This is a genomic window from Methylocystis parvus, from assembly GCF_049675845.1.
In the GTDB taxonomy this organism is placed as follows: Bacteria; Pseudomonadota; Alphaproteobacteria; order Rhizobiales; family Beijerinckiaceae; genus Methylocystis; species Methylocystis parvus_A.
The window spans coordinates 3347843-3371372 of the sequence record NZ_CP187161.1 but is presented as its reverse complement, the minus strand read 5'-3'; the positions used below and the strand labels follow the sequence as shown (position 1 = coordinate 3371372).

Genomic DNA, 23530 nt, shown 5'->3' with positions numbered 1-23530 from the left:
CGTCATTCTTTTGAGATACGCGCTATCTTGTTTTGGGAGAACGATTCGAACCAAATCGAATCTTGAATGAAGACATTTCGCGAGGCCAACATGACGCGCCCGGAGCAACCGCTCGACCCCTACGCCGCTCGGCCGTGGCTCGCCGCCTATCCGAAAGGCGCGCCCGCCGACATAAGCGCGTCAGCAACCTCCACCCTGGTTCATGATTTCCGCAACAGCGCCGCCGCCTATCCCGACCGGCCTGCGATGGAGAGCTTCGGCGCGCGGCTGACCTATCGCGAGCTCTCACGCGCCGCCGATGCGATTGCGGCATGGCTGCAGTCACAGGGCCTGCAGAAGGGCGACCGCGTCGCGATCATGTCGCCGAACGTTCTCGCTTATCCCGCCGCCATGCTGGGCGCGCTGTTCGCCGGCTGCGTGGTGGTGAACGTCAACCCGCTCTATACGCCGAGCGAGCTCGAACATCAGATCAACGATTCCGGCGCGCGCTACCTTTTCGTCTTTGAAAATTTCGCAAAGACGGTCGAACTCGCCTGGCCGAACATGAAAATCGAACGCGTCATCATCGTGACGCCGGGGGATTTGATGGGGCTCAAGGGCCTCATCGTCAATTTCATCTCGCGCCATGTGAAGAAGATGGTCCCGGCCTATCGGCTGCCGGGGGCGATGGCCTTCTCCGACGTGATGAAGGACGGCGTGAAAACGCCCTTCAAGCCAGTCGAGATCAGCCCCGACGACATGGCGTTTCTGCAATATACCGGCGGCACGACGGGCGTCGCCAAGGGCGCGATCCTGCTCCATCGCAATGTGTCGGTCGACGTCGAACAGACATGGGCGTGGCTGGAATGGTATCTCGGCCCGACGAGCCCGCATGTGATGGTGACGGCCCTGCCGCTCTATCACATCTTCGCGCTCACGGCCTGCTGCATGCTGGTGCTGAAGACCGGCGGCTGCTGCCTGCTCATCGCCAATCCCAAGGACCTCAAGACTTTCATCGCGACGCTGCGCAAGTCGCGCTTCACGATTTTCGCGGGCGTCAACACGCTCTACGCCGCGCTCGCGGATCACCCCGATATCGGGAAGATCGACTTCTCCAGCCTCGTCATGAACATCGCCGGCGGCATGTCGACGCAGGAAGGCGTCGCGCATCAGTGGAAGGCGCTCAGCGGCAAGCCGATCGTCGAAGGTTACGGCCTGTCCGAGACCTCCCCCATCGTGACGGTCAATCGACCGGACATAGACGAGTTCACCGGGGGCATCGGCTATCCTCTACCGTCCACCGAGATATCCATCCGCGACGAACATGGCGACGTCGTGCCTGCCGGGGAACGCGGCGAGCTCTGCGTGCGCGGCCCGCAGGTCATGCCGGGCTATTGGCGCCGTCCCGACGAGACTGCGAAGGTGATGACGCCCGACGGCTTCTTCAAGACAGGCGACATTGCGGTCATGGAGCCGGATGGATTTTTCCGCATCGTCGATCGCCTGAAGGACATGATCCTCGTCTCGGGCTTCAACGTCTATCCAAACGAAGTCGAAGCCGCGCTGGCGGAACATCCCAAGGTGAAGGAAATCGCCGTCATCGGCGTTCCCTACGAACATTCCGGCGAGGCTCCGATGGCCTTCGTCGTGCGGCGCGATCCGAGCCTGACCGTGGAGGAGCTGCGCAAATTCGCGCATAGCCGCCTCACGGGCTACAAGGTCCCGCGCTTCTACGAATTCCGCGATGTATTGCCGAAGTCGAATGTCGGCAAGGTCCTGCGCCGCGCGCTACGGGACGAATATTTCGCCCGCGCCCGTTGGGTGAATGACGAAGGCCGCGGCAAGGGCGTCAAGACCGACCCTCACAACGCGCCGGAGGCGAGCTGATCCGCCGCCGCGTCGATCGCGTCATAGGCGAGGTCGAGTTCCTCGCCCGTGACGCAATAAGGCGGAAGCACATAGAGGGTGGGGCCGAGCGGCCGTAGCAGCAGGCCCCGCGCGTTGAAGAAGCGCATGAGATCGAGGCTGATCGTCGCAAGATAGCCGCTCTGCGAAACTTTCAGATCCATCGCGACGATCGTGCCGAGATGGCGCACCTCCGAGAAACGCGGATCGTGAGCAAAGCGCGCCGCACGCGCGCCCTGCATGACGCATAGGTTCGTCACTCGCGCGCGCGCGTCCGTCTTCTCCCAAATGTCGAGATTGGCGAGCGCCGCCGCGCAGCCGATGGGATTCGCGGTGAAGGAGCTCGAATGAAAAAAGGCGCGTGCGCGTTCCGGCGCGTAATGCGCGTCATAGATTTCTCGTTTGCACATCGTGACGGCGAGCGGCACGGCGCCGCCGGTCAGGCCTTTCGAATAGCAGGCGATGTCCGGCGTGATCCCAGCCTGTTCGCAGGCGAAGAGCGTTCCCGTGCGGCCGAAGCCCGTCATCACCTCATCGGCGATGAAGAGCGTGCGATATTTCTCGCAAATGCGCTTCATCTCGACGAGCGTCTGTTGCCCATAGGTCAGCATGCCGCCGGCGCCGAGAATGAGCGGCTCGACGATGAAGGCCGCCGCGCCTTCCCGGCAGTAGCGCTCGAGCGCGTCGAGCGCCTCCTGCTCTTTCCCTTTTTCTGGAAAAGGCACGCGCGCAACGTCGAAGAGTAAAGGTTCGTAAGGCGCGTTGAAGACAGAGCGCGCGCCGGCCGACATGGTGCCGACCGTGTCGCCGTGATAGCTGTGCTCCATGGCGATAACGCGCGTTCGCGCCTCGCCGCGATTGCGCCAATAGCCCAGCGCCATCTTGATCGCGACTTCGACCGCCGTCGAGCCGCTGTCGGAATAGAAGACGTAATCCAGCCCCGGCTGCGTAATCTCGACGAGGCGCCGCGCGAGCGCTTCCGCCGGCTCATGCGTAAAGCCTGCGAAAATGATCTGGTCGAGCGTCTCCGTCTGTTTGCGGATCGCCGCCATGATCTCCGGCTGGCGATGCCCGTGGGTGATCACCCACCAGGAGGAGATGGCGTCGAGAAAACGCGTCCCGTCTTCAGCGGTTAGCCAGGCGCCTTCGGCATGAGCGATCTTGAAGGCGCCGGGTTGCAGCGCGTGCTGCGTGAAGGGACGCCAGACGGGCGAATTGGTGACAACGCTCATGTGAAATCCGTTAGGGAAAAAGACGCGCTGAAAGCCGCGCGCAATGTCTCGCGATCGAGCATCCCAAGGCGCGGCAGGCGCCCGAGCTGCTTCACCGCGCCGATGCGGGCGATCGTCTCCTGCGGCGCTTTCTCTTCGTCACCCATGAAGGCGACGCCATGGATGGGAATGTCGCGGCGGCGCAAGGCTTCGATGGTGAGCAGGCTGTGATTGATCGTGCCGAGCGCCGTGCGCGCGACGAGAATGACCGGCAGCCGCCAGCGCGCCAGCACGTCGATCGTGAGCGCATCGTCGGTGAGCGGAACCATCACGCCGCCGGCCGTCTCGATGACGAGCGGGCCGTCGACGACCGGGGGAGCGAGGCGCGACAGGTCGATCTCCACGCCCTCGGCGCGCGCGGAAATATGCGGGGAGGCCGGCAGCTTCAATCGCCACGCCTCGGCAAGAATGCGTGCGGGCGCGACGCCTGAGAGGCGTGCGACACACTCGGAATCGGTTTCCTCCTCGAGGCCCGATTGAACGGGCTTCCAGTAATAGGCGCCGAGCGCGCCCACCAGAGCGGCCGAAAAGACCGTCTTGCCGACGCCCGTATCGGTTCCCACGATCACGAAGCTACGCGTCATTCTTCAGCCTTCGACAGTTCTTCAGAGAGATGGGCGATCATACGTTCGATCTGCGCGTCGCCGGCGTTCAGCGTCAGCGATAAACGCAGCCGCGCCGTCCCCTCCGGCACGGTCGGCGGGCGGATGGCGCGAATGTCATAGCCGCGCGCCTGCATCCTGGCCGCAAGCGACATGGCGCGCGCGTCGTCGCCGACAATGACGGGCTGAATCTGCGTGCCCGACGGCGCGACATTGCACAGGCTCTGCAGCTCGCGCCCAGCCAGCGCGACGCGCGCGCGCAAAGCGTCGCGCCGATCCTCCGCGGTCTCCACCAGCTTCAACGACGCGCGCACACAAGCCGCGACGAGCGGCGACGGCGCTGTCGCGAAAATAAAGTTGCGGCAGCGATTGATAAGAAAATCGCGCAAGGGCGCCGCGAGGCAGACAAGCGCGCCGGAAACGCCCAGCGCCTTGCCGCAGGTGTGTACGCTGACGACATTCTCCCGCCCCTCGAAACGCGCCGCGAGCCCGCGACCGCCCGGCCCATAGACGCCGGTGGCGTGCGCTTCGTCCACCAGCAGAAAGGCTTCGTGACGCGTGGCGACCGCCATGAGATCGTCCAGCGGCGCCATATCGCCGTCCATGCTGTAAAGGCTTTCAACCGCGATCCAGGCGCGGCCTGCGCCGCCCTTCGCGCGCCACTCGCGAATGGCGTCGTCGAGCGCCGTCACGTCGTTATGCGCAAACGCCTCCCGCGGCGCGCGCGACAGACGCATGCCGTCATGCGCGCTGGCGTGAATGAGCGCATCATAGAAGATGCAATCCGCGCGCTGCGGCAGCGTCGAGATCAGCGCCTCATTGGCCGAAAAGCCCGCGCCGAAAAAGAGCGCGCTCTCCGAATGAAAAAAGCGCGCCGCTTCTTCCTCCAGCGCCTCATGCTCCGGATGATTGCCGCGCAGGAGGCGCGACCCTCCGGCGCCGACCGGAACGCCGCGCGCCAGCGCCGCCACGGCGGCTTCTTTCAATTCGCGCGATTCGGCGAGCGCCAGATAGTCATTCGAGGCGAAGTCGAGGCCCGCGCGCGGCGCCAGCGCGCGCAGCCTGTCGCGCGCCGCAAGGCCTGCGAGGTCCGCACGAAATCTCTCAAGCATTGGCGCCCATGCGCGATCCCTCCGAATGAGCGGGTTTGGTAAAGCCGAGCCCGAACAGGGTCAAGCAAAGCGGCGCCGTGGCCGCAGGGTTGAAAAATAGGGCGTGCGTCGCGATGTTAAAGCCGTCCGGAGCCCCGCTCATGTCCCCTCGCCCGCAAGACGCCCCGCCTGCCCGCGCGCCCTGGCCGCCCATCCTCATTGCGCTGTCCGTCCTCGGCGGGCTCGCGCTCGATCGCCTGAGCGGCGGCGGGTTTTCGGCGCTCGTCTCCTTCCCCGGCGCGCCCATCCTCGGCGGCCTCATCGTCGCGCTGGCCCTCGCCAACGACATCTGGTGCGCGTCCGTCTTCGCGCGCCACAAGACGACCATCATGCCGCACCGCCCCGCCTCGCGCCTTGCGACGGACGGGCCCTTTCGCTGGTCGCGCAATCCCATCTACGTTTCCCATGTCGCAGTCGTTCTGGGCCTCGGGCTGCTGCTCGGTTCGCCTTTCACGGTTCTTCTGACGCCGCTCCTCGCCCTTGGTTTACAGAAGCTTTCCATCGAACCGGAAGAACGCCACCTCGCAGCGAAATTCGGCGAAGACTACCGCGCCTATATGGCGCGCACGCGCCGATGGCTTTAGACTTTCGCCCGCCAAGATGGAGATGACGATGAGCGCCGAAACAGCGCAGCTCGACTTCAATGTGCGCGGCATGACCTGCGCTTCCTGCGTGTCGCATGTCGAGAAGGCGCTGGCGGCCACGCCCGGCGTCAGCAAGGCGAGCGTCAATCTCGCGACCGAACGCGTCGACGTCACGCTCGCGCCCGGAGCCGATCCCGCAGCCATCGCCAAATCCGTGACGGATGCGGGCTATGAGCCTGTCGTCGAGACGATCGAACTCGGCGTCGGCGGCATGACCTGCGCCTCCTGCGTCGCCCATGTCGAAAAGGCGCTCAAAGCCGTTCCCGGCGTGCTGGAGGCCAGCGTCAATCTCGCCACGGAGCGCGCGAGCGTGCGCGCTCTCGCGGGCCCCGGCCTCGCAGACAGGCTACGCCGCGCCGTCACGGCTGCCGGCTACGAGCCGCGCCGCATCGAGACCGACGCCGGCGCGACGGACCGCGAACGCGCGCGGCGCGAGGAAGAGATGAGGACGCTGCGCTTCAATCTCATCCTCTCGGCTCTTTTCACGGCGCCCGTCTTCATTCTGGAGATGGGCGGCCATCTCATCCCCGCCTTCCATCACTGGACGATGGCGACGATCGGCGAGGAGATGATCCGCGAGTTCTCCTTCCTCTTCGCCACGCTCGTTCTCTTCGGCCCCGGCCTCGTCTTTTTCCTGAAAGGCATACCCGCCTTGCTGCGGGGGCAGCCGGACATGAACGCGCTCGTCGCGGTCGGCACGCTCAGCGCCTATCTTTATTCCGTCGTCGCGACCTTCCTGCCGCATCTCCTCCCGGAAGGCGCGGTGAACGTCTATTACGAAGCCGCCGTCGTCATCGTCACGCTCATTCTTTTCGGCCGCTTTCTCGAAGCGCGCGCCAAGGGGCGCACGTCGGAAGCCATCCGCGCGCTTGCGAAACTGCAGCCCAAGACCGCCCGCGTCGAGCGCAATGGCGAAACGGTCGATGTCGATATCGACGACGTGCATGTCGGCGACATCGTGCTGGTGCGGCCGGGCGAGCGCATCCCGACCGACGGCGTCGTGACTTCCGGCTCGTCTTACGTCGACGAATCCATGGTGACGGGCGAGCCCGCGCCCGTCGCGAAAGCCGCTGGCGCGAACGTCACCGGCGCGACGGTGAACGGCTCCGGCGCCTTCTCTTTCCGGGCGACGCGCGTCGGCGCCGACACCACGCTTGCGGGCATCATCCGCATGGTGGAACAGGCGCAGGGCGCCAAGCTCCCCATCCAGGCCATGGTCGATCGCGTCACCGCCGTCTTCGTGCCCGCGGTCTTCGGCGTCGCCGCGCTCACTTTCGTGGTCTGGATGTTGATCGGTCCGGAGCCGCGCCTCACTTACGCGCTTGTGAGCGCCGTCGCCGTGCTCATCATCGCCTGCCCCTGCGCCATGGGTCTCGCGACGCCCGCCGCCATCATGACGGGAACCGGCCGCGCGGCGGAGCTGGGCGTGCTGTTTCGAAAAGGCGAGGCGCTGCAAACCTTGCAGGACGTGACGCTCATCGCCTTCGACAAGACGGGCACGCTGACTTTCGGCAAGCCGCGACTGACGGACCTCGTCGCGGCTCCGGGCGAAAATGAAGGCGAGCTGCTTCGTCTCGCCGCGAGCGTCGAAGCGCAATCCGAACATCCCGTCGCCGCCGCAATCGTCGCCGCAGCGAAGGATCGCGGCCTCGCCGTCGCGCCTGTCGAGCAATTCGAATCCGTTTCGGGCATGGGCGTCGCGGGCGTCGTCGACAAGCGCAAGGTCGCCATCGGCGCCCAGCGCTACATGACGTCGCTCGGCTTTGACACGACCGCTTTCGACGACAGCGCCGCAGCGCTTTCCGGGGAAGGCAAGACTCCCTTTTATGTCGCGGTCGACGGCAAGGCGCGCGCCATCCTTTGCGTCGCGGACGATTTGAAGCCCACGACGAAGCCCGCGATCGACGCGCTCCACGCCATCGGCGTGAAGACGGCGATGATCACCGGCGACGACGCGCGCACCGCGAACGCCATCGCCCGGCGCCTCGGCATCGACGAAGTCGTCGCGGGCGTCATGCCCGACGGCAAGGTCGCGACGCTCGAGCGCTTGCGCGAAAAGAACAAGATCGCCTTTGTCGGAGACGGCGTGAACGACGCGCCGGCGCTCGCGGCGGCGGATGCGGGCGTCGCCATCGGCACGGGCACCGACATCGCCATCGAAGCGGCGGATGTCGTGCTGATGTCGGGCGACCTCGCCAAGGTGCCGGCGGCGCTGGCGCTCTCGCGCGCGACGATGGAGAACATCAAGCAGAATCTCTTTTGGGCTTTCGGCTACAATGCGTTGCTCATTCCCGTCGCGGCGGGCGCGCTTTATCCGGTCAACGGCATGCAGCTTTCGCCCATGCTCGGCGCCGGCGCCATGGCGCTGTCGAGCACCTTCGTGCTCACCAACGCGCTGCGCCTGCGCCGCTTCCAGCCGCCGGTCATCGCCGAGGCCCCGCTGCCGGCGGCGGCGCCCGAACCTGTCGCGGAGGTCGAAACGCCCGCGCCTCTCACACAGGACAACAAGGAGGAAACCATGACGACGTTCAATGTGAAGGACATGACCTGCGGCATGTGCGTGAAGCATGTCACCAAGGCCGTGCAGGCGGTCGAGCCAAACGCCGACGTGAAGGTCGATCTTGCGACCGGCAAGGTGGAAGTCTCGCCGACGCCGAAGGACCCGGCGGCGCTTGCGAAGGCGATCACGGATGCGGGTTATCCGGCGCAGGTGGCGGCGTAGCGCGCGCCCAGCCGTTCGGTTGGGAGCCACAAATCTTGATCGCGCGCCGCCTTCTTCCGCCCGCGGGAGAAGGCCGCCCCGCAAAGCGGAGTTGGATGAGGGCTTAACCCAACCTCGACAATTTCGCTTGCGCGCTTTCCCAAAAGAGACTAGAAGCCGCGTCCACTGCAATTCCCGCAGTCGTTCATGGAGACGGCCGATGAAAAACATGCGCCGCCCATTTGGGGCTCTCGACTGATCGAGCCGTTTCGCCGGCCGATCCGGCCGGCTGTCTGGACTGCTGAAGACAGTCTCTCAGCCTGACAAATTTCATCCGACGCGCGATCCGCGAAAGCTGTCGCGCGCCCATTCCACCCGCCTGCATCTCATGCGGCGGGGCGGCAAGGCTTTGACTCATGGACATCGGTTACGGCGCGCCCGTCGCGCATCCATATGAAAAATGGCAGTTGCGGCGTTATGCGCATCGGCTCATCGACATAGAAACGCGCCGCGGCCGCAGCGCGCCGCGCGTCGCGGTGGCGCGCTGGCTGAGTGAAAACCGCGCGCTGATCGGCGGGCGTTCGTTCCCGCGCAAGATCGTCGCGGAAGAAGGCGGGCGCGTGGATCGCGCGACCCTCGCGGCGCTGGCGCCCGCGCGCGCGCGGCTTGCGCAAGCCTGGCGCGAGAAGGAGCCCGCGCCTTCCGCGCTGGAGCGCCGCCTCCGCGCGACAGGAGAATTGCTCGGGCTTTCCCCCCTGGATCAGGCGCTTTTCGGCGCGCTGGCGCGCAGCATTCTGTCGCGTCCTTTGCGCGACCTCATTCAGCGCATCGAAGGCTCGAACGGCGACGACTGGTATGAGGAGGAGACCTGCATCGGCGTCCTCTCCATGCTGCTCGCGACGCCGCAACTCAAGCTCTTCGAGCGCGTGCAGGGGGCGGCGCCGCTGGCGCTCTACGGTTTCCTGCGCGACGGCGGACGCGGCGAGGTGGAGCTCACCTATCGCGCCTCGTCGATCCTGCGCGGCGCCGCGAACGCCGACGCACTGCGTCGGCGCCTGCTCGGCCCGAGCGGCAAAGCTGCGCTGCGGTGGGAGGACTTCGACCATGTCGAAGGCCGTGACATTGTCGAGAGCCTCGTGTCGCGCGCGCTCGAATCCCATGAAAAAGGCGTCAATGTCCTACTCTACGGAACACACGGCGCCGGCAAGACCGAGTTCGCCCGCGCGCTCGGCGCGCGGCTCGGCGCGGCGCGGCGGCGATCTTCGCGGGCGAGGTCGAAAATCCCAACGAAGGCCGCGAGCCGTCGCGCGCGCAGCGCATCGGCGACATTGCGCTGAAGCGTCTGCTCGCGCATCAGTCGGGACGCGCCTTCGTCGTGGTCGACGAGGCGGACGACGTGTTCAGCGGCGCCGACGCGCCAGGGAACTGGCGGCGCGGCTCCAAGGCCTATGTCAACAAGCTCGTCGAGGCGGCCGAGACGCCGACGATCTGGATCGTCAACGATCCCGACATGCTCGGGCCCGCGATCCTGCGACGCATGACTTACGTCCTGCGCTTTCCGGCGGCGGGCCGCGCCGTGCGCGCGCGCATCGTCGAGCGCATCGCTAAGAGCGCGCGCGTCGCCCTCGACCCAGAAGCGAAAAGCGCGCTCGCAGCGCTGGACGCGCCCCCGGCGATCGTCGCGCACGCCTTGCGCACGGCCCAGCTCGCGGGGGACGGCGGCGCCGCGCTCAGCTGTGCGCAGGCGAGCCTCCGCGTCCTGCGCGGCCCGCAGCCCGCGCCGGCGCCGCAGCCCATCGCCTATGACGCGACTCTGCTGCGCGCCGACGCCGATCTCGCCGCGCTTCGCGACCGCGTCGTGGCGTCGCGCACGCGCGCCCTCTCCTTCTGCTTTCACGGTCCGCCGGGCACGGGCAAGAGCGCCTATGCGCGTCATCTCGCCGAAGCGCTCGGGCTGGACGTGGTGGAGAAGCGCGCCTCCGATCTCCTGTCGAAATGGGTCGGCGAGACGGAGAAAGCCATTCGCGACGCTTTCGAGGAGGCGGCGGACCGTCGCGCCTTTCTCATCTTCGACGAAGCGGATTCGCTTTTGGCGAAAAGAGAGGGCGCGGCCCATAGCTGGGAGGTGACGCAGGTGAATGAAATGCTGGTGTGCATGGAGCGGCATCCTCTGCCCTTCGCCTGCGCGACCAACGCGTTTCAGACGCTCGATCCCGCCGCGCTGCGCCGCTTCCTTTTCAAGGTTGCGTTCCTGCCGATGGCGAAAGCGGAAGTGGCGCTCGCTTTCGCAAAGGCCTTCGGCGCCCCGGCGCCGCAGGAGACGCTCGCGCTCGACAACCTCACCCCCGGCGACTTCGCGGTCGTCGCGCGCAAGGCGCGGGTGCTTGATGAACGAGACGCCGATACTCTGGCCCTGTGGCTGCGGCAGGAAGCGGAGGCGAAGCCGGACGCGCGCCGGCCTATCGGCTTTTGAGAAACCCGCCGGGTGGCGCTTGCCGCCTCCCGGCGATCGGCTAAGTGTTAGATGGGAGAGATTTCCGAAGGATTCGCGATATGGCTCGTTCGCTTCAGGGCAAGACGCTTTTCATCACGGGCGCGAGCCGCGGCATCGGCCTCGCCATCGCCAAGCGCGCTGCGCGGGACGGCGCCAATATCGCCATCGCCGCGAAAAGCGTGGCGGAAAATCCCAAAATTCCCGGCACGATCTTCACCGCCGCCGCCGAAATCGAGGCCGAAGGCGGCAAGGCGCTCGCCATTCACTGCGACATCCGTTTCGACGATCAGGTCGCCGCCGCGATCGACCAGACCGTCTCGACCTTCGGCGGGGTCGACATCCTCGTTAACAACGCCAGCGCCATCGACCTGCGCGGCATCGATCTCCTGGAGATGAAGCGCTTTGATCTGATGCATCAGATCAATGCACGCGGAACCTACCTTTGCGCGAAACTGGCTTTGCCGCATCTGCGCAAATCGGCGAACCCCCACATCCTCACCCTCTCGCCGCCGCTCGACATGAACGCCAAATGGTTCGCGCCGAACCTCGCTTATACGATGGCGAAATACGGCATGAGCCTCGTCACCCTCGGCCTCGGCAGAGACCTGGCGCGCGAAGGCGTCGCGGTGAATTCGCTGTGGCCGGAGACGGCCATCGCCACGGCGGCGGTCGGCAATCTTCTCGGCGGCGACGAGATCATCAAGCGCTCGCGCAAGCCCGAGATCGTCGCCGACGCGGCGCACGCCATCCTCACCCGCCCCTCGCGAGATTGCACCGGCAATTTCTTCATCGACGTGCGCGTGCTGGCGGAAGAAGGCGTGACCAATCTCTTGCCCTATTCCGTCGATCCAGCGCATGACGCCGTGCTCGACTTCTTCCTCGAAGAGCCGATCAGCGCCAATGTGCGCAAATCGGCCTTCCACGGCGGCAAATAGTACGACTCCGCGCCCGGCGGGCTTGAGGCAAGGTTTCGCGCCGATGATGGGGCGTAGCCGCAACTCGCCTGGACGCCGATGCACTCCGCCTTTTACGTTACGCTCTCATCGCAGGTCGCGCTCGACAAGCGCCTCACCACCATCGCCGAGAATGTCGCCAACGCCTCGACAATCGGCTTTCGAGCGACAGGCGTGAGCTTCGACACGGTGCTCTCCAAAGCCTCCGCGACGCCGACCGCCTACGCATCTGCGGGGACGGATTACGTGTCTCGCGCCTCTGGCAGTCTGACCAAGACCGACAATCCTCTCGACGTCGCCGTCATTGGCGACGCCTGGCTCGCCATCCAGACGCCGCAGGGCGTGGCCTATACGCGCGACGGCCGTTTGCGCATGCTCGAAACCGGCGAGGTGCAGACGCTACTCGGCTTCCCCGTCCTCGACGCCGGCAATTCGCCCATCGTTCTCGATCCGACGGCGGGACCGCCGACCATCTTTCGCGACGGCATGATCCATCAGGGAGACCGCCAGTTCGGCGCCATCGGCCTTTTCGAGATCGACGACACGGCGACGCTCAGGCGCGCCGAGAATTCCGCCGTCATCCCCTCCGTTCCCGCTACGACGGTGGTGAACTTCTCCAGGAACGGCGTCGCGCAGGGCCACGTCGAAAACGCCAACGTCAACCCAGTCGCCGAGATCACCAAACTCATCATGGCGCATCGCGCCTTCGAGAGCGCGTCGGCCGCCTATGACATGATGGACGGCGCCCAACGCAACGTCGTCCGCACGCTTGGCGGAGCGTAATCGACGATGGCCGACGCGCTCACGGGATTGGGCGACGCAGTCGAAAGCTTTGCGAAGCCAAATGCGCGCCTGCGCATCAGCGGCGGCGTCACGGAAGTCTTCCCGTCGCATGTCCGGGTCGAAGGGCTGTCGCCCTTCCTGCGCCTCGACGATTGCGTACGGCTGGAAGAGCACGGCCGCATCTTCCACGGCCAGGCCATTCGCATCGACAAGCGCGGCGCGCTGGTCAAATCCTTCGAAAGCAATGTGGGCGTCGGCCTCGGCGCGCGCGTCGCGCTCGAGGGGCCGCTCGAGATCGCGCCGCATGAGAGCTGGAAGGGCCGTGTGATCGATGCGCTGGCGCGGCCGATCGACGGTCGCGGTCCGCTCGCGCTGGGGGACAGAAGGGTGCTGGATCGCCCGCCGCCCAACCCCATGTCGCGCGCGCGTGTCAGCGATCCTGCGCCGACGGGCGTCGCCGCGATCGACGCCTTCACGCCGTTATGCAAAGGCCAACGGCTCGGCGTCTTCGCAGGTTCGGGCGTCGGCAAATCGACGCTCCTCGCCATGATGACGCGCTCGGCGGCTTTCGACGCCGTCGTGATCTGTCTCGTGGGCGAACGCGGGCGCGAAGTGCGCGACTTCCTCGACGACGCCTTGGGAGAAAGCGCGCGCAACGCTGTCATCGTCGTGTCGACGGGCGACGAGAGCCCGATGATGCGCCGCCTCGCGCCGCTCGCTGCGACATCTGTCGCCGAGTTTTTCCGCGATTGCGGCCAGTCCGTCCTGCTCATCATGGATTCGGTCACGCGCTACGCCCATGCGCTGCGCGAAATCGCGCTTTCCGCGGGGGAGCCGCCCGCCGCCAACGGCTTCGCGCCCAGTGTTTTCGCCGACATTCCGCGTCTGCTGGAGCGCGCCGGCCCCGGCAGGGACGGCGGCGGCGCAATGACGGCGATCTTTTCCGTGCTGGTTGACGGCGACAATCACAACGATCCGATCGCCGACTGCATCAGGGGCACGCTCGACGGGCATCTGGTGCTCGAACGTGAGATCGCCGAACAGGGCCGCTACCCGGCGATCAACATATTGAAGTCGATCTCCCGCCTCGCCGACCGCGTATGGCGCAGCGAAGATCGGGAGACGATCGAGGCGGCGCGGGGCCTCGTCGCGCGCTTCGAGGATACGCGCGATCTGAGGATGCTCGGCGGCTATCAACCGGGCGCCGACGCGGAACTGGATCGCGCCGTTCGCCTGACGCCGCGGATTTACGACGCGTTGCGGCAATCGGCTCAGGCGCCTGCCTGCATGAATGCAATCGTGCAATTGCGCCGGATCCTTGCTGACGAGTCCGCGTAGCGCGATGTCAGTCACGCGCAAGGCTCAAGGCCGATTCTGCGCTCGATGACGTCTTCACGCCGGCGCCGGTGCGCGACACGCCTTACTGTTGCCTTTTGCCTGTCGGCGCTCTCAGCTCCGTCCGTCTCCGGAGAGACTGCGCAGCCGTTGGGCCGCGACATTCAGCAATATTGCGCCAATGTCGCGGCATCGGCCGAAGCCGTTCGGCTTGAACGGCGTCGAAAGCAGCTTGCCGAACTCGAGCATGAGATCGCTGCGCGCCTTACGGCTCTCGACGCCAAGCAGCAGGAGCTGCGCGCTTTGCTGGATCGCCTGGAGGCGTTCGAGCGGAAGACGAGCGACGCCCTTGTGGGGCTGTATTCGCGCATGAAGCCGGAAGCGGCGGCGGCGCAGCTCGCTCAGATCGACGACGACGTCGCGGCTGCCCTGATGCTGCAACTCAAGGCGAAAATATCGAGCGCGATCCTCGGTGAGATGGAAGCGTCTCGCGGCGCGGCGCTCGCAAAGAAAATCGCCGATATGCGCAACGTTTCGGATGGAAGAAAGCCTTGAACCGTCTCAACCTTCTCATTGCATCGGCGTTTCTTGTCTCGGGATGCGCAACGGATCCGCGCGACATTACCCGCGAGCCGCATATGTCGCCCATCGGAAGCGGGCTGCATTTTTACGACGATGAGCTGCCTGTCGGTCCGTTGCGGAACGCTTCGCTCGGCCCGGGCATGCATCTCGACGACAACCGCGTGAATCTCTTCAAGGACATCAAGGCCATGAGTGTCGGCGACGTGGTCACGGTCGTCATTTCCATGGACGACCGCGCCATCTTGGGTAATTCAACCGACCGCTCCCGCGAAGCGAAGATCAGATCCAAGTGGAGCTTTCTGCTCGATCTTCTTCCCGCCCTCAGCGGACCGCCCGGCTCTCAGACCAGGCAGACGGGCGCTTGGCAAAACGATATCGATTCGAAGACCGAAACGCAGGGGCAAGGAACGATCAATCGCTCGGAACAGGTTCGCTTCACCTTGGCGGCGGCCGTCACGGCCGTGCTTCCCAATGGCAATCTCGTTTTGCATGGATCGCAGGAAATTCGCGTCAATAACGAGCTGCGCGTTCTGACAGTCGGGGGAATCGCGCGTCCACGCGACATCAACAAGGACAATTCGATTTCCTACGACAAGATCGCCGAGGCGCGGGTCTCCTATGGCGGGCGCGGCCGCCTCAGCGAGGTGCAGCAGCCCGCCTGGGGGCAGCAGCTTTACGACATTTTTGCGCCGTTCTGAGGATTCGGACCAATGGCGGGAAAGACCGACGACGGCGCCAAGGTCGGCTTGGCGAATTTCATTATTCCCTTCGCAATCGTCACAATCTTGGGTGGGAGTGGCGGCGCTTTTCTCGGCGCGTCCCTCTTACCGGCGCTTTTCAAACCAACGCCGACGGCGGATGGCGGCGCAGAAGCCGAAGCCCCGCCGTCGCGCTCGGACAAATCAGCGGCGAATGCGCATGGGCCTTCGCATGTTGAGAAGCATGAGAAAGCGGGAGCCGGCGCGCCGACGCCGCCCGCGCTCGCCATCCGGGAGTTGCCGCCGATCGTCACGAATCTAACCGGCGTCGGGCGACCTTTGATACGGCTCCAATCAGCCGTCGTTTACGACCCCGAGAAACTCCCGCATGCCGATCCGTTGCTGGCGTCGTTGCGGTCCGACATCGTGTCGTTCCTTGCGACGTTGGAGCTTTTCTCGATTGAGGGGCCGGACGGACTGCGGCGGTTGCAGGAGGAGCTGCGCGAAAGAGCCGCGACCCGCTCCGAGGGGCGGATTCGCGACGTCATCATCGAAACGCTCGTCATTCAATGAGGGCGCTATTCCTTCTCTCACTGGTTTTTTGGCCGGCTCAGGGGCTGGCGGCCGAGACCCTCGATCTGAGCGCTCTCTTGCCCAATGGCGCCGCCGCTGCGAGCGGGCGTCTTATCCAGCTTCTCGGCGCACTGACGATTCTTTCGATCGCGCCGGGCCTGCTGGTCATGGTCACGAGCTTCACGCGTTTCGCCATCGCGCTTTCCTTCCTGCGCGCGGGGCTGGGCCTGCAAAGCACGCCCGCAAATCTCGTGCTGATCAGCCTGTCGCTTTTCATGACTTTCTATGTGATGGCGCCGGCGGGCGAAAAGGCCTGGGAATCCGGCGGGAGGCCCCTTGTCGAGGGCAAGATCGCGGAAGCGGAGGCGTTCGAGAAAATCACGGCGCCGTTTCGGCAGTTCATGTTGGACAATGTCCGAGACAAGGATCTCAGGCTGTTCGAGGACTTTCGAAAGCGCGGCGCATCTGAACCGCCGAAGTCGCCGCGCCTCGACGTGCTGGTTCCGGCCTTCATGATTTCCGAACTGCGCCGGGGCTTCGAGATCGGCTTTCTGATTATCGTGCCCTTTCTCGCAATCGACATCATCGTCTCCGTTCTCACAATGTCGATGGGCATGATGATGTTGCCGCCGACGACCATCGCATTGCCCGCCAAGGTCCTCTTTTTCATTCTGATCGACGGCTGGAACCTGCTGGTCGGGAGCCTGATCCGTTCTTACGGATGAGCGCCATCTTTTCGGAACGGATCGCGTAGTCGATCCATTTATTCCTGCGCAACCCGCTTTTTGGAAGGGCTTCGGAATAAGTCTCTTTCCCCCGCGCCTTGCGCTCTGTTCTCCAAGCTCTCCAAGGCATGGTCCGACCGCGGCATGGGGATTGGAGACTAAGCAAGGCGAGCGGACGAAGAAGCAGGATTTCGCAGCCTGTTTTCAGGGGGCGCGGTCGGCTAGGCCCCCCGCTTATGGGCTTCTTGGGATGGTGACGCAGACGGCGGCGCCGGCAAGTTCGGCGACTTGAGGCGCCCACGCAAAATCATCTTTCGGGAATTCTATTTGTGGTTTGCTGGATTATTGCGCTTCGATCGTCGCGCCCGCCCAAAAGAGAACCGGCCGGACTTTCGTCCGGCCGGCGCTTTAGATCAGGCGATCTTGGTTCGCTTAGGGCATGTCGCCGGCGACGAACTTCGGAATCACCGGGCCGCCGATTTCAGCCGCGAAGCGCTTGCCGTCGGGCGTGAAGAAGAACAGCAGGCCGCCGATCTGGCTGTCGGTGTCGTAAGCCAGGTCAGACAGACGCTCGATGTCCCAACGCGCGTCCTGGATCTTCACGACGATCTCCTTCGACTCGCCGGGCGCGATCGTGTCGTCGTTCGACAGGCCGCGGTCAGCAAGCAGGTAGTCCGGGAAGTCAGGCTTCGTGGTGAAGACGGACGGGTTCAGGAAGCGCAGGCCAGCCGCGGTGTATTCGCCGAGGCGAACCGGCTGCGACGTGCCGTTCTTGACCTTCACGTTGATGGTCAGCTCGCGGCCCGGAACCTTGTAGACGCCGCCGTTCAGCTCGGTCGTCACCTGTTCCTTGCCCACGCCAGCCGTGCCTTCCGTCTCGATCGGCGTCAGCGGCTTCTGAAGGCCGGCCTGAAGCGGGATCGTGCGCGGGAAGGTCGAGTTCGTCACGGCGTAGCCGACGATCGTCGCGAGGATCGTCAGAGCGAGGACGATCGCGCCAATGCGGCGGTCGTCGTCACCAATGACGGCTTCCGGACGGCCTTCGGCGACCTTCATGTAGGAGGCGATGATGCCCTTCCGGATGAACCAGAACAGGATCCACGCAGCGCCAACCGCCATCCACGGCAGATGCCACGCATAAACGCGGCTGATGCCGAAGTGCTCGAGGTCAACCGTCGAGCCGTCAAGGAGCGTCACCGGGTCGGTGAAGTCCTTCATGTCGCCCTTGATCTCGATCCACTGGCCGGGGCCGATGATCGGACCGCCGCCCTCAACGTTGATCTGCGCATGGACGTGCCAGCGGCCAGCGCGACGACCGCGCAGGTTCACCGAGAACGCATAGTCCTTGCCGATCTCCAGCGACACCGAACGAGGAGCGAACTGCTCGCCGATGAACTGAGCCGTGCGAACCAGAACCGGGCCGGGCTCGCCGGCGTTCAGGAACGACACGCGCGGATTGGCGACCGCCTGCGGCCACGCCGAGAAGACGTGGATCTTGCCGGACAGGACCATGTCCTCGTTGACGTTGACCGAAGTCTTCGACCACTGAACGTCATACCAGTTCAGCGTGCGCATGCGAAGGAACGCCTGCTGCGACTTCTCGCCGTGCGCCGAGGCCGGAGCAACCGCTCCCAGCGTCGCCGCCACAGCAGCCGCCGCGCCAATGGCGGCGAGCTTGACTAGCTTTTTCATGAACAAACCTCCCAGGTTCCTCTTCCGGCCGGCGCCTCGCGCGCCAGCCGACTTTTTCAGCCGCGGATCGTCAGCCCAATCGACGATCAAACCAATCCAATCCGCGTTTCTCTTTTCGAGTTTGGGCCACAGCGAACCGCAGCCAAGCCCGCATCAGATGGTGTCGATGACCTTCGTCGTCGAATACCAGCGGCCCATGAACCACCAGAGGAAATACACCATCATCGAGACGAAGCCCGAGAAGAACGCCGCAACCGGCACAACGTCCTTACCGAACGTGCGCAGCGTGCCGCGCTCGACCATGCGGATGTATTCCGGCATCGACGTGCGGACGTAGTGGAGGCCGATCAGGTCAGCCAGGGTCATCAGCTGACCATGCTGCTCGGTCGCCTGGTGGAACGCCGCAATCGCCGGCCAGTTGTTCGGGTAGAACAGCAGACCCCAGCCCAGCGAACCGACAACCGCCGTGATCACGTAGGAGCCCGACAGCAGCAGGATCACGTCGAGCCAGATCGCCGGAACGATCAGAGCGGACGGGAACACGAGGCTGATCGGGAAATACGTCCAGCCCCAGAAGTTGACGTAGCGGTTGATCCACTCGCCGATCAGGAGGCCCAGAGCCGCGAAAACGGCGCCGAACGGAAGACGGAAGTTAACCCACCAGAAAGCCTGCGAAGCAGCGCAGAAGGTCACGCCCAGGATCGGCACGACCGTCGGCCACATACGACGATCCTTCCAGTCAATCCAGAAGTCCCAGTCGCCCGCCGTCAGCATGAAGTGGACGTGGTAGCCGCCGAGAACGGCGAAGAACAGCAGAACCAGAAGCATCCAGTCCACCGTCGCGACGCAACCCGCGGCCTCGGCCACGGAGTTGAACGGACCGACCGCCCCCCCGCTTTTCGATTGTGACATCACTCTTCTCCTTGGTGTTTCTCGGGAGCCTCAAGGCCCCGAGCTTTCTTTTGGCCGCCGACCCGAAGCCTCGCGCCCCCGGACCCGCGCCCGGCCCACCGCAAAAACGGCCAACCGGTTTTCTCTAAGCGCAGCGCGCTTCCACGCAGCGCCGCGAAACCTTCCCTTCACAACCGGGTTAACCCCGGATTTCGACGCAAAACGAGAGACCCCGTCGCCTCAGGCGGCAAGACAAAACCCGTTTTCTCGCCCGTTTGGAAAAAATCCCGCGCCCAGACCACCGCCCGCGCCCGAAGGCGCGAGCGGCTTGTCCGTTATTACTCGGTCAGGAGGGCGACGCCTTCCTTGCCGGACAGCGCATGGATGCGCGCCAGGATCTGCAGGACGACGCCGAACACGCCGAGCGCCATCCAGCCGAAGAACACGAAGCCCCAGTGCAGCGGAGCGACGAACAGCTCTTCCATGAACCAGAAGGTGTGGCCCCACTCATTGAGACCAACGTTCGGGATGATCATGAACGGGCCGATGGCGACGATCAGGAACGCCAGCGAGTAGCCATGAGCAAAATACGGAATGCGGGTCTTCGCATAGAAGAACGCGCCAACCGCGATCACCGAATAGATCGGGTAGCTCATGTAGAACTCGATGATGTGCGACGGCGTGAAGTCCGTGTCACGGATAACCGTCATGTGCCAGGTGCCGTCCTGCTCCGTGAAGAACGAGGCGCCCCAGTAAATGGCGATGCCGTAAACGACGAGCCACTGCACCAGAACGACCAGGCGGCGCATCTCTTCGCGCGGCGAAACCGCGTCGACGTTGCGGTCGCGGGTCTTCCACAGATAGCCGGCGAGGCCCAGGCCCGAAACCAGCTCGAGCGGGATCTCGGTCCAAAGGATCGACATCCAGTACGTCTGGAACTCCGGAGCGAACGAATCAAGGCCAGCGCGCCAGCCATAGATCTGCTCGTAAATGCGGACGATCAGATAAAACGTGTTCAGCAGAACCAGGCCGATCCACATGCCACGCAGATCGACTACGGACTCTACTTCAGCAGCTGCGCCAGCAGCAGCGCTAGTCGTCGAGCTCATATTTAACTCCTCCTATGTGCTCCCAGGGATATGCGCGTGACCGGTAAAAGCTCCGCCTCCCAGAACGGAACCGCTTCGTCCTCGTTTGATTAAACGTTAGGCTGGACGCGTCCCAAAACGTCGCCCCACGCCATACCGCCCTTTCTTGCCGCAGCCTTCAGACCCCCAACCCTCGAGAATTCTTCCCCAAAGATCGAACATCCAATCCAGCCGCTTGTTGTTATCGGACGAACACCGACGTCGCCGCCTAAACAAAGACCAAACCCGTCCCTTCAAGGACCAGATCAAGACCCCGTTTAGCGTGGCCCAACCATTCCCCCTCACCAACATAATATCAATATCCCTTGGTATAGCTCAAAACTGTCTATCGAATAGTCGTAACAACCCCAGTGGATGGGTTTGAGCCCACCCCATCTCTGGCGCGCGCGCCCGTTCGCGACTTTTCTTAGTCAACGCAATATGGCCTGTTTTCTCGGGGTTTGCAGCCGTTTATGAAGCGATTGTCGATAAGCTGGCGCTGCGAATGTTGCACTGCAGTAACACCAGCTATCGGGGGTAGGCGCCTTAACCCTCTGTCCAGGGCTTCACATCGACGGCGTCCACATCCCCAAGCGCCTGCGCGACGGCGACGCCGTCGAGAACGAGATCCGGGGCGATCTCCAAAAGCGGCTTGAGAACAAAGGCTCTGCCGAACAATTCCTTATGGGGCAAGGTCAGCTCCGGATCGTCGAGTGTATGGTCGCCCAGAAATAATATGTCCACGTCGATGAGGCGGGGCCCCCATCGGCGGGTCGGCTCGCGACCCATATCGGCCTCGATTTTCTTGACCGCGGCCAGAAGCTCATAGGGCGACAGGGCGGTCTCCCCGATGGCGCAGGCGTTGGCGAAATCGCCCTGGTCGAGAACGCCCCAGGGCGGCGTGCGATAAATCTTCGAAACTGCTGTCAGTTTCGCGATTTCGCGCGTTTCCAGGAGCGTCAGCGCTTTCTTTATGTTCTCGGGCTTGTCGCCAATATTGCTGCCCAGTCCGAAACCCACCCGCATGGCTCACCCCTTCGCCGGCGCGGCGCGCAAGGCCGAAAAAACCTCAAAAGCCGCGCGATGCTCGGCGACGTCGTGGACGCGGAACATCTGGGCGCCGTCGCCCGCCGCGATGAGGTTGGCTGCGAGCGTCCCGACGAGCCGCCCCTCCATAAGGCCGTCCGGCAAGCCTTTGAAGATCGACTTGCGGGACACGCCGATCAGCAAGGGAAACCCGAGAGTTAAGAGCTTTGGCGCCGCCCGCAGCGCGTCATAGTTCTGCTGCCGGCTCTTGCCGAAGCCGATGCCCGGATCGAGCGCAACATGCGCGTCGGACACCCCGGCTCGGCGCGCGATCTCCAGCGAGCGCTCGAAAAACCGCAGCATATCCGAGACGATGTCGATTTCCGGGTCAGTCGTCTCGCGATTATGCATCACGACGACGCCCGCGCCGGCCTCCGCAACGGCCGGGGCCATGTCGGGATCGCGTTGCAAGCCCCAGATATCGTTGACGATCGCTACGCCGACCGCCAGCGCCCGGCGGGCCGTGATCGATTTATAAGTGTCGACCGAGACCGGGACGCCCGCTTCCGCGACAAGCGCCGCGAGCAGTGGTTCAAGGCGCGCCCATTCCTCGTCCGGAGGCACGGGCGTATGGCCGGGCCGCGTCGATTCGGCTCCGACGTCGACAATGTCGGCCCCTTCGGCCGCGAGCTTCTTCGCCTGGGCCAGAGCCGCCTCCGGGGCCGCGAAGAGCCCGCCATCGGAAAACGAGTCCGGCGTGACGTTCACGATGCCCATGATGACCGGCCGCTTGCCGACGGGTGCGAAAAAGCGGTCCCGGCCGGCCGCGATGGCCGCCCGGTCGAATGAAAGGACCTCAGTCATATTTGATATAGGCGAAGCGCTGATCGGTCTCGGGCGTGCCTTCGAGCGCGCCGCCTTCCTTGCCGGGGCGCCAGGAGACGACGTCCTCGATCTTCCTCGCGAGTTCGAAGTCCTTGTCGGTAAAGCCTTTCGCCGTATGGGTCATGAGCTTGACCTCGACCCAGGCATAGGAGGCGGCGATGTCGGGATGGTGCCAGGCGGCCTCGGCCAGATGGCCGACCGTGTTGATCACCATCAGCGTGCCCTTCCAGCTGTGGGTCTTGTATTTGCGGCGTATCCAGCCGTTCTCGTAGCGCCAGTGCGGCAGCTCCCGAGCGAGGCGCTCCACCACCTCGTTCTCCGGCAAAGCCTTTTCTTCCTTGCTCATTTCCGCTCCCTCTTTCTCGTCTAGCGGCGCCGACGCCTACCGACGGCGCAACTTCTTTCGCCTGAGGCAGATATAGCCTAAACCGGCTTGAAGTCTTGCTCGATCGACAGGGAGCGATATGGCGGCCAAAGTGAGCGTGGCGGCGACGGCGCGGCTGCATCTCGGATTTTTCGACATGAATGGCGGGCTGGGGCGCAAATTCGGCGGCCTGGGCCTCTCTCTCGACGCGCCGGCGACGCGGCTCACGCTGACCCGGGCGACGGCGAATGATGTCGAGGGGCCGGAAAGCGACCGCGCGGCCGTCCTGCTGGAAAAGGCACAGGCGGCGCTCGCGCCGGGATCCGCCCATGCGCTGACCATCCATGAGGCGATTCCCGCCCATTCCGGTTTCGGCTCCGGCACGCAGCTCGCGCTCGCCATCGCGGCGGCGCTGCGGCGGCTCGAGGATCTGCCGCATGACGCCGCGGCCGACGCCGCCCTGATGTCGCGCGGAGCCCGTTCGGGCCTCGGCGCTGGGCTCTTCGTCACGGGCGGGCTCGTGGTCGATGGCGGGCGCGGGCCGAACACGCGCACGCCCCCGGTCATCGCCCGCGCGGAATTTCCCGAAGAGTGGCGCGCGCTCGTGGTGTCGGACCCGACGGATGTGGGGCTGCATGGCGCCGACGAGAAGGAGGCCTTCGTCGCCCTGCCGCCCTCGAGCGAGGCCGAGAGCGGCGAGCTGTGCCGGCTCGTCCTGATGCAGGCCCTGCCCGCTCTGGCGGAGCGCGATCTCGCCGCCTTCGGCGCCGCGATCGGCCGGATACAGGAAATCGTCGGCGACTATTTCGCGCCGAAACAAGGCGGGCGCCGCTTCACCAGCGCGAAAGTGGAAGGCGCCATCGGCCGGCTGATCCGCGAGGGCGCGACGGGCGGCGGGCAGACCTCGTGGGGCCCGACCGGCTTCGCCTTCGTCGAGAGCGAGACGGCGGCGCGGGCGATCGTTGCGCGGGTCGAGGCGCAGGCGCGCGCGGATGGATTGGAGATCGCCATTCGAAAGGGGCTCAACCGCGGCGCGAAGATCGACGCCGTTTATGCGGAAATCGCTTGAGTTCTCTTCGTCGTTGAGCGCAGCGATGCAATCGAGGGGGCCATAACGCCTCTGCTTTGCTTCGCCGCGCTCGCAATGGC

Annotated in this window: 22 protein-coding genes; 13 read left to right on the top strand and 9 right to left on the bottom strand. The window is 64.8% G+C overall.

Annotation, left to right across the window (positions count from 1 at the left end):
* The first annotated feature begins 66 nt into the window (after positions 1-66).
* Complete coding sequence (locus ACPFMJ_RS17455) at positions 67-1866, top strand: AMP-binding protein (RefSeq protein ID WP_424361195.1); 1800 nt, start codon at positions 67-69, stop codon at positions 1864-1866.
* Here ACPFMJ_RS17455 and ACPFMJ_RS17450 read toward each other — a convergent pair.
* Genes ACPFMJ_RS17450 through ACPFMJ_RS17440 form a run of 3 tightly spaced genes read right to left on the bottom strand, consistent with a single transcriptional unit; the run spans position 1842 to position 4869 of the window.
* Positions 1842-3116, bottom strand: a complete 1275-nt coding sequence (locus ACPFMJ_RS17450; protein WP_424361194.1) for an adenosylmethionine--8-amino-7-oxononanoate transaminase — start codon at positions 3114-3116, stop codon at positions 1842-1844. The two genes, ACPFMJ_RS17455 and ACPFMJ_RS17450, sit on opposite strands and share 25 nt — an antisense overlap.
* Positions 3113-3739, bottom strand: a complete 627-nt coding sequence (bioD, locus tag ACPFMJ_RS17445; protein ID WP_424361193.1) for a dethiobiotin synthase — start codon at positions 3737-3739, stop codon at positions 3113-3115. The genes ACPFMJ_RS17450 and bioD overlap by 4 nt, the downstream gene beginning before the upstream one ends.
* Positions 3736-4869, bottom strand: coding sequence for an 8-amino-7-oxononanoate synthase (locus ACPFMJ_RS17440; RefSeq protein ID WP_424361192.1), 1134 nt, complete (start codon positions 4867-4869; stop codon positions 3736-3738). The genes bioD and ACPFMJ_RS17440 overlap by 4 nt, the downstream gene beginning before the upstream one ends.
* A gap of 140 nt (positions 4870-5009) precedes the next feature.
* On the opposite strand from ACPFMJ_RS17440, the gene ACPFMJ_RS17435 reads away from it, so the two are divergent.
* The 11 genes from ACPFMJ_RS17435 (at position 5010) to fliP (ending at position 16396) form a co-directional block, all read left to right on the top strand.
* Positions 5010-5492: a methyltransferase family protein gene (locus ACPFMJ_RS17435; protein ID WP_424361191.1), complete on the top strand. Its 483-nt coding sequence runs from the start codon at positions 5010-5012 to the stop codon at positions 5490-5492.
* Between the two features lie 16 nt (positions 5493-5508).
* Positions 5509-8274, top strand: coding sequence for a heavy metal translocating P-type ATPase (locus ACPFMJ_RS17430; RefSeq protein WP_424361190.1), 2766 nt, complete (start codon positions 5509-5511; stop codon positions 8272-8274).
* A gap of 395 nt (positions 8275-8669) precedes the next feature.
* Entirely contained in the window at positions 8670-9590 is a 921-nt protein-coding gene (locus ACPFMJ_RS17425) for a hypothetical protein (RefSeq protein WP_424361189.1), read from the top strand.
* A 38-nt stretch (positions 9591-9628) separates the two neighbouring features.
* A complete protein-coding gene (locus ACPFMJ_RS17420; protein WP_424361188.1) occupies positions 9629-10726 on the top strand; it encodes an ATP-binding protein in 1098 nt (365 codons plus the stop codon).
* A gap of 80 nt (positions 10727-10806) precedes the next feature.
* Positions 10807-11682, top strand: a complete 876-nt coding sequence (locus ACPFMJ_RS17415) for an SDR family oxidoreductase (protein ID WP_424361187.1) — start codon at positions 10807-10809, stop codon at positions 11680-11682.
* Between the two features lie 78 nt (positions 11683-11760).
* On the top strand, positions 11761-12483 hold the full coding sequence (flgF, locus tag ACPFMJ_RS17410) for a flagellar basal-body rod protein FlgF (protein ID WP_424361186.1): 723 nt from the start codon (positions 11761-11763) through the stop codon (positions 12481-12483).
* Between the two features lie 6 nt (positions 12484-12489).
* Positions 12490-13821 carry a FliI/YscN family ATPase gene (locus tag ACPFMJ_RS17405; protein WP_424361185.1) on the top strand — a complete coding sequence of 444 codons (1332 nt, stop codon included), beginning with the start codon at positions 12490-12492 and terminating at the stop codon, positions 13819-13821.
* Between the two features lie 147 nt (positions 13822-13968).
* Positions 13969-14373, top strand: a complete 405-nt coding sequence (locus tag ACPFMJ_RS17400; RefSeq protein WP_424361184.1) for a MotE family protein — start codon at positions 13969-13971, stop codon at positions 14371-14373.
* A complete protein-coding gene (locus ACPFMJ_RS17395; protein ID WP_424361183.1) occupies positions 14370-15098 on the top strand; it encodes a flagellar basal body L-ring protein FlgH in 729 nt (242 codons plus the stop codon). The genes ACPFMJ_RS17400 and ACPFMJ_RS17395 overlap by 4 nt, the downstream gene beginning before the upstream one ends.
* 12 nt (positions 15099-15110) lie before the next feature.
* Positions 15111-15671 carry a flagellar basal body-associated FliL family protein gene (locus tag ACPFMJ_RS17390; RefSeq protein WP_424361182.1) on the top strand — a complete coding sequence of 187 codons (561 nt, stop codon included), beginning with the start codon at positions 15111-15113 and terminating at the stop codon, positions 15669-15671.
* Positions 15668-16396, top strand: a complete 729-nt coding sequence (fliP, locus tag ACPFMJ_RS17385) for a flagellar type III secretion system pore protein FliP (RefSeq protein ID WP_424361181.1) — start codon at positions 15668-15670, stop codon at positions 16394-16396. Before ACPFMJ_RS17390 ends, fliP begins: the two co-directional genes overlap by 4 nt.
* A 432-nt stretch (positions 16397-16828) precedes the next feature.
* Here fliP and amoB read toward each other — a convergent pair whose 3' ends face one another.
* From amoB to ACPFMJ_RS17355, 6 genes are all read right to left on the bottom strand, one after another.
* Entirely contained in the window at positions 16829-18088 is a 1260-nt protein-coding gene (gene amoB / locus ACPFMJ_RS17380) for a bacterial ammonia monooxygenase, subunit AmoB (RefSeq protein ID WP_424363901.1), read from the bottom strand.
* A 153-nt stretch (positions 18089-18241) separates the two neighbouring features.
* On the bottom strand, positions 18242-19000 hold the full coding sequence (amoA, locus tag ACPFMJ_RS17375; protein WP_424361180.1) for a bacterial ammonia monooxygenase, subunit AmoA: 759 nt from the start codon (positions 18998-19000) through the stop codon (positions 18242-18244).
* Between the two features lie 317 nt (positions 19001-19317).
* On the bottom strand, positions 19318-20088 hold the full coding sequence (gene amoC / locus ACPFMJ_RS17370) for a bacterial ammonia monooxygenase, subunit AmoC (RefSeq protein WP_424361179.1): 771 nt from the start codon (positions 20086-20088) through the stop codon (positions 19318-19320).
* 564 nt (positions 20089-20652) lie between these two features.
* On the bottom strand, positions 20653-21132 hold the full coding sequence (folK, locus tag ACPFMJ_RS17365) for a 2-amino-4-hydroxy-6-hydroxymethyldihydropteridine diphosphokinase (protein WP_424361178.1): 480 nt from the start codon (positions 21130-21132) through the stop codon (positions 20653-20655).
* Positions 21133-21135: 3 nt separating this feature from the next.
* Positions 21136-21996 (bottom strand): dihydropteroate synthase, encoded by an 861-nt coding sequence (gene folP / locus ACPFMJ_RS17360; protein ID WP_424361177.1) that lies wholly within the window; start codon positions 21994-21996, stop codon positions 21136-21138.
* Positions 21989-22363 carry a 4a-hydroxytetrahydrobiopterin dehydratase gene (locus tag ACPFMJ_RS17355; protein WP_424361176.1) on the bottom strand — a complete coding sequence of 125 codons (375 nt, stop codon included), beginning with the start codon at positions 22361-22363 and terminating at the stop codon, positions 21989-21991. Before ACPFMJ_RS17355 ends, folP begins: the two co-directional genes overlap by 8 nt.
* Positions 22364-22481: 118 nt before the next feature.
* On the opposite strand from ACPFMJ_RS17355, the gene ACPFMJ_RS17350 reads away from it, so the two are divergent.
* Complete coding sequence (locus ACPFMJ_RS17350) at positions 22482-23450, top strand: beta-ribofuranosylaminobenzene 5'-phosphate synthase family protein (RefSeq protein ID WP_424361175.1); 969 nt, start codon at positions 22482-22484, stop codon at positions 23448-23450.
* Positions 23451-23530 lie beyond the last annotated feature (80 nt).

Coding starts and splice junctions, on each gene's coding strand:
- ACPFMJ_RS17455 (WP_424361195.1), top strand. CDS start 67: ATGAAGACATTTCGCGAGGCCAACATGACGCGCCCGGAGCAACCGCTC.
- ACPFMJ_RS17450 (WP_424361194.1), bottom strand. CDS start 3,116: ATGAGCGTTGTCACCAATTCGCCCGTCTGGCGTCCCTTCACGCAGCAC.
- bioD (WP_424361193.1), bottom strand. CDS start 3,739: ATGACGCGTAGCTTCGTGATCGTGGGAACCGATACGGGCGTCGGCAAG.
- ACPFMJ_RS17440 (WP_424361192.1), bottom strand. CDS start 4,869: ATGCTTGAGAGATTTCGTGCGGACCTCGCAGGCCTTGCGGCGCGCGAC.
- ACPFMJ_RS17435 (WP_424361191.1), top strand. CDS start 5,010: ATGTCCCCTCGCCCGCAAGACGCCCCGCCTGCCCGCGCGCCCTGGCCG.
- ACPFMJ_RS17430 (WP_424361190.1), top strand. CDS start 5,509: ATGGAGATGACGATGAGCGCCGAAACAGCGCAGCTCGACTTCAATGTG.
- ACPFMJ_RS17425 (WP_424361189.1), top strand. CDS start 8,670: ATGGACATCGGTTACGGCGCGCCCGTCGCGCATCCATATGAAAAATGG.
- ACPFMJ_RS17415 (WP_424361187.1), top strand. CDS start 10,807: ATGGCTCGTTCGCTTCAGGGCAAGACGCTTTTCATCACGGGCGCGAGC.
- flgF (WP_424361186.1), top strand. CDS start 11,761: ATGCACTCCGCCTTTTACGTTACGCTCTCATCGCAGGTCGCGCTCGAC.
- ACPFMJ_RS17405 (WP_424361185.1), top strand. CDS start 12,490: ATGGCCGACGCGCTCACGGGATTGGGCGACGCAGTCGAAAGCTTTGCG.
- ACPFMJ_RS17390 (WP_424361182.1), top strand. CDS start 15,111: ATGGCGGGAAAGACCGACGACGGCGCCAAGGTCGGCTTGGCGAATTTC.
- fliP (WP_424361181.1), top strand. CDS start 15,668: ATGAGGGCGCTATTCCTTCTCTCACTGGTTTTTTGGCCGGCTCAGGGG.
- amoB (WP_424363901.1), bottom strand. CDS start 18,088: ATGAAAAAGCTAGTCAAGCTCGCCGCCATTGGCGCGGCGGCTGCTGTG.
- amoA (WP_424361180.1), bottom strand. CDS start 19,000: ATGTCACAATCGAAAAGCGGGGGGGCGGTCGGTCCGTTCAACTCCGTG.
- amoC (WP_424361179.1), bottom strand. CDS start 20,088: ATGAGCTCGACGACTAGCGCTGCTGCTGGCGCAGCTGCTGAAGTAGAG.
- folK (WP_424361178.1), bottom strand. CDS start 21,132: ATGCGGGTGGGTTTCGGACTGGGCAGCAATATTGGCGACAAGCCCGAG.
- folP (WP_424361177.1), bottom strand. CDS start 21,996: ATGACTGAGGTCCTTTCATTCGACCGGGCGGCCATCGCGGCCGGCCGG.
- ACPFMJ_RS17355 (WP_424361176.1), bottom strand. CDS start 22,363: ATGAGCAAGGAAGAAAAGGCTTTGCCGGAGAACGAGGTGGTGGAGCGC.
- ACPFMJ_RS17350 (WP_424361175.1), top strand. CDS start 22,482: ATGGCGGCCAAAGTGAGCGTGGCGGCGACGGCGCGGCTGCATCTCGGA.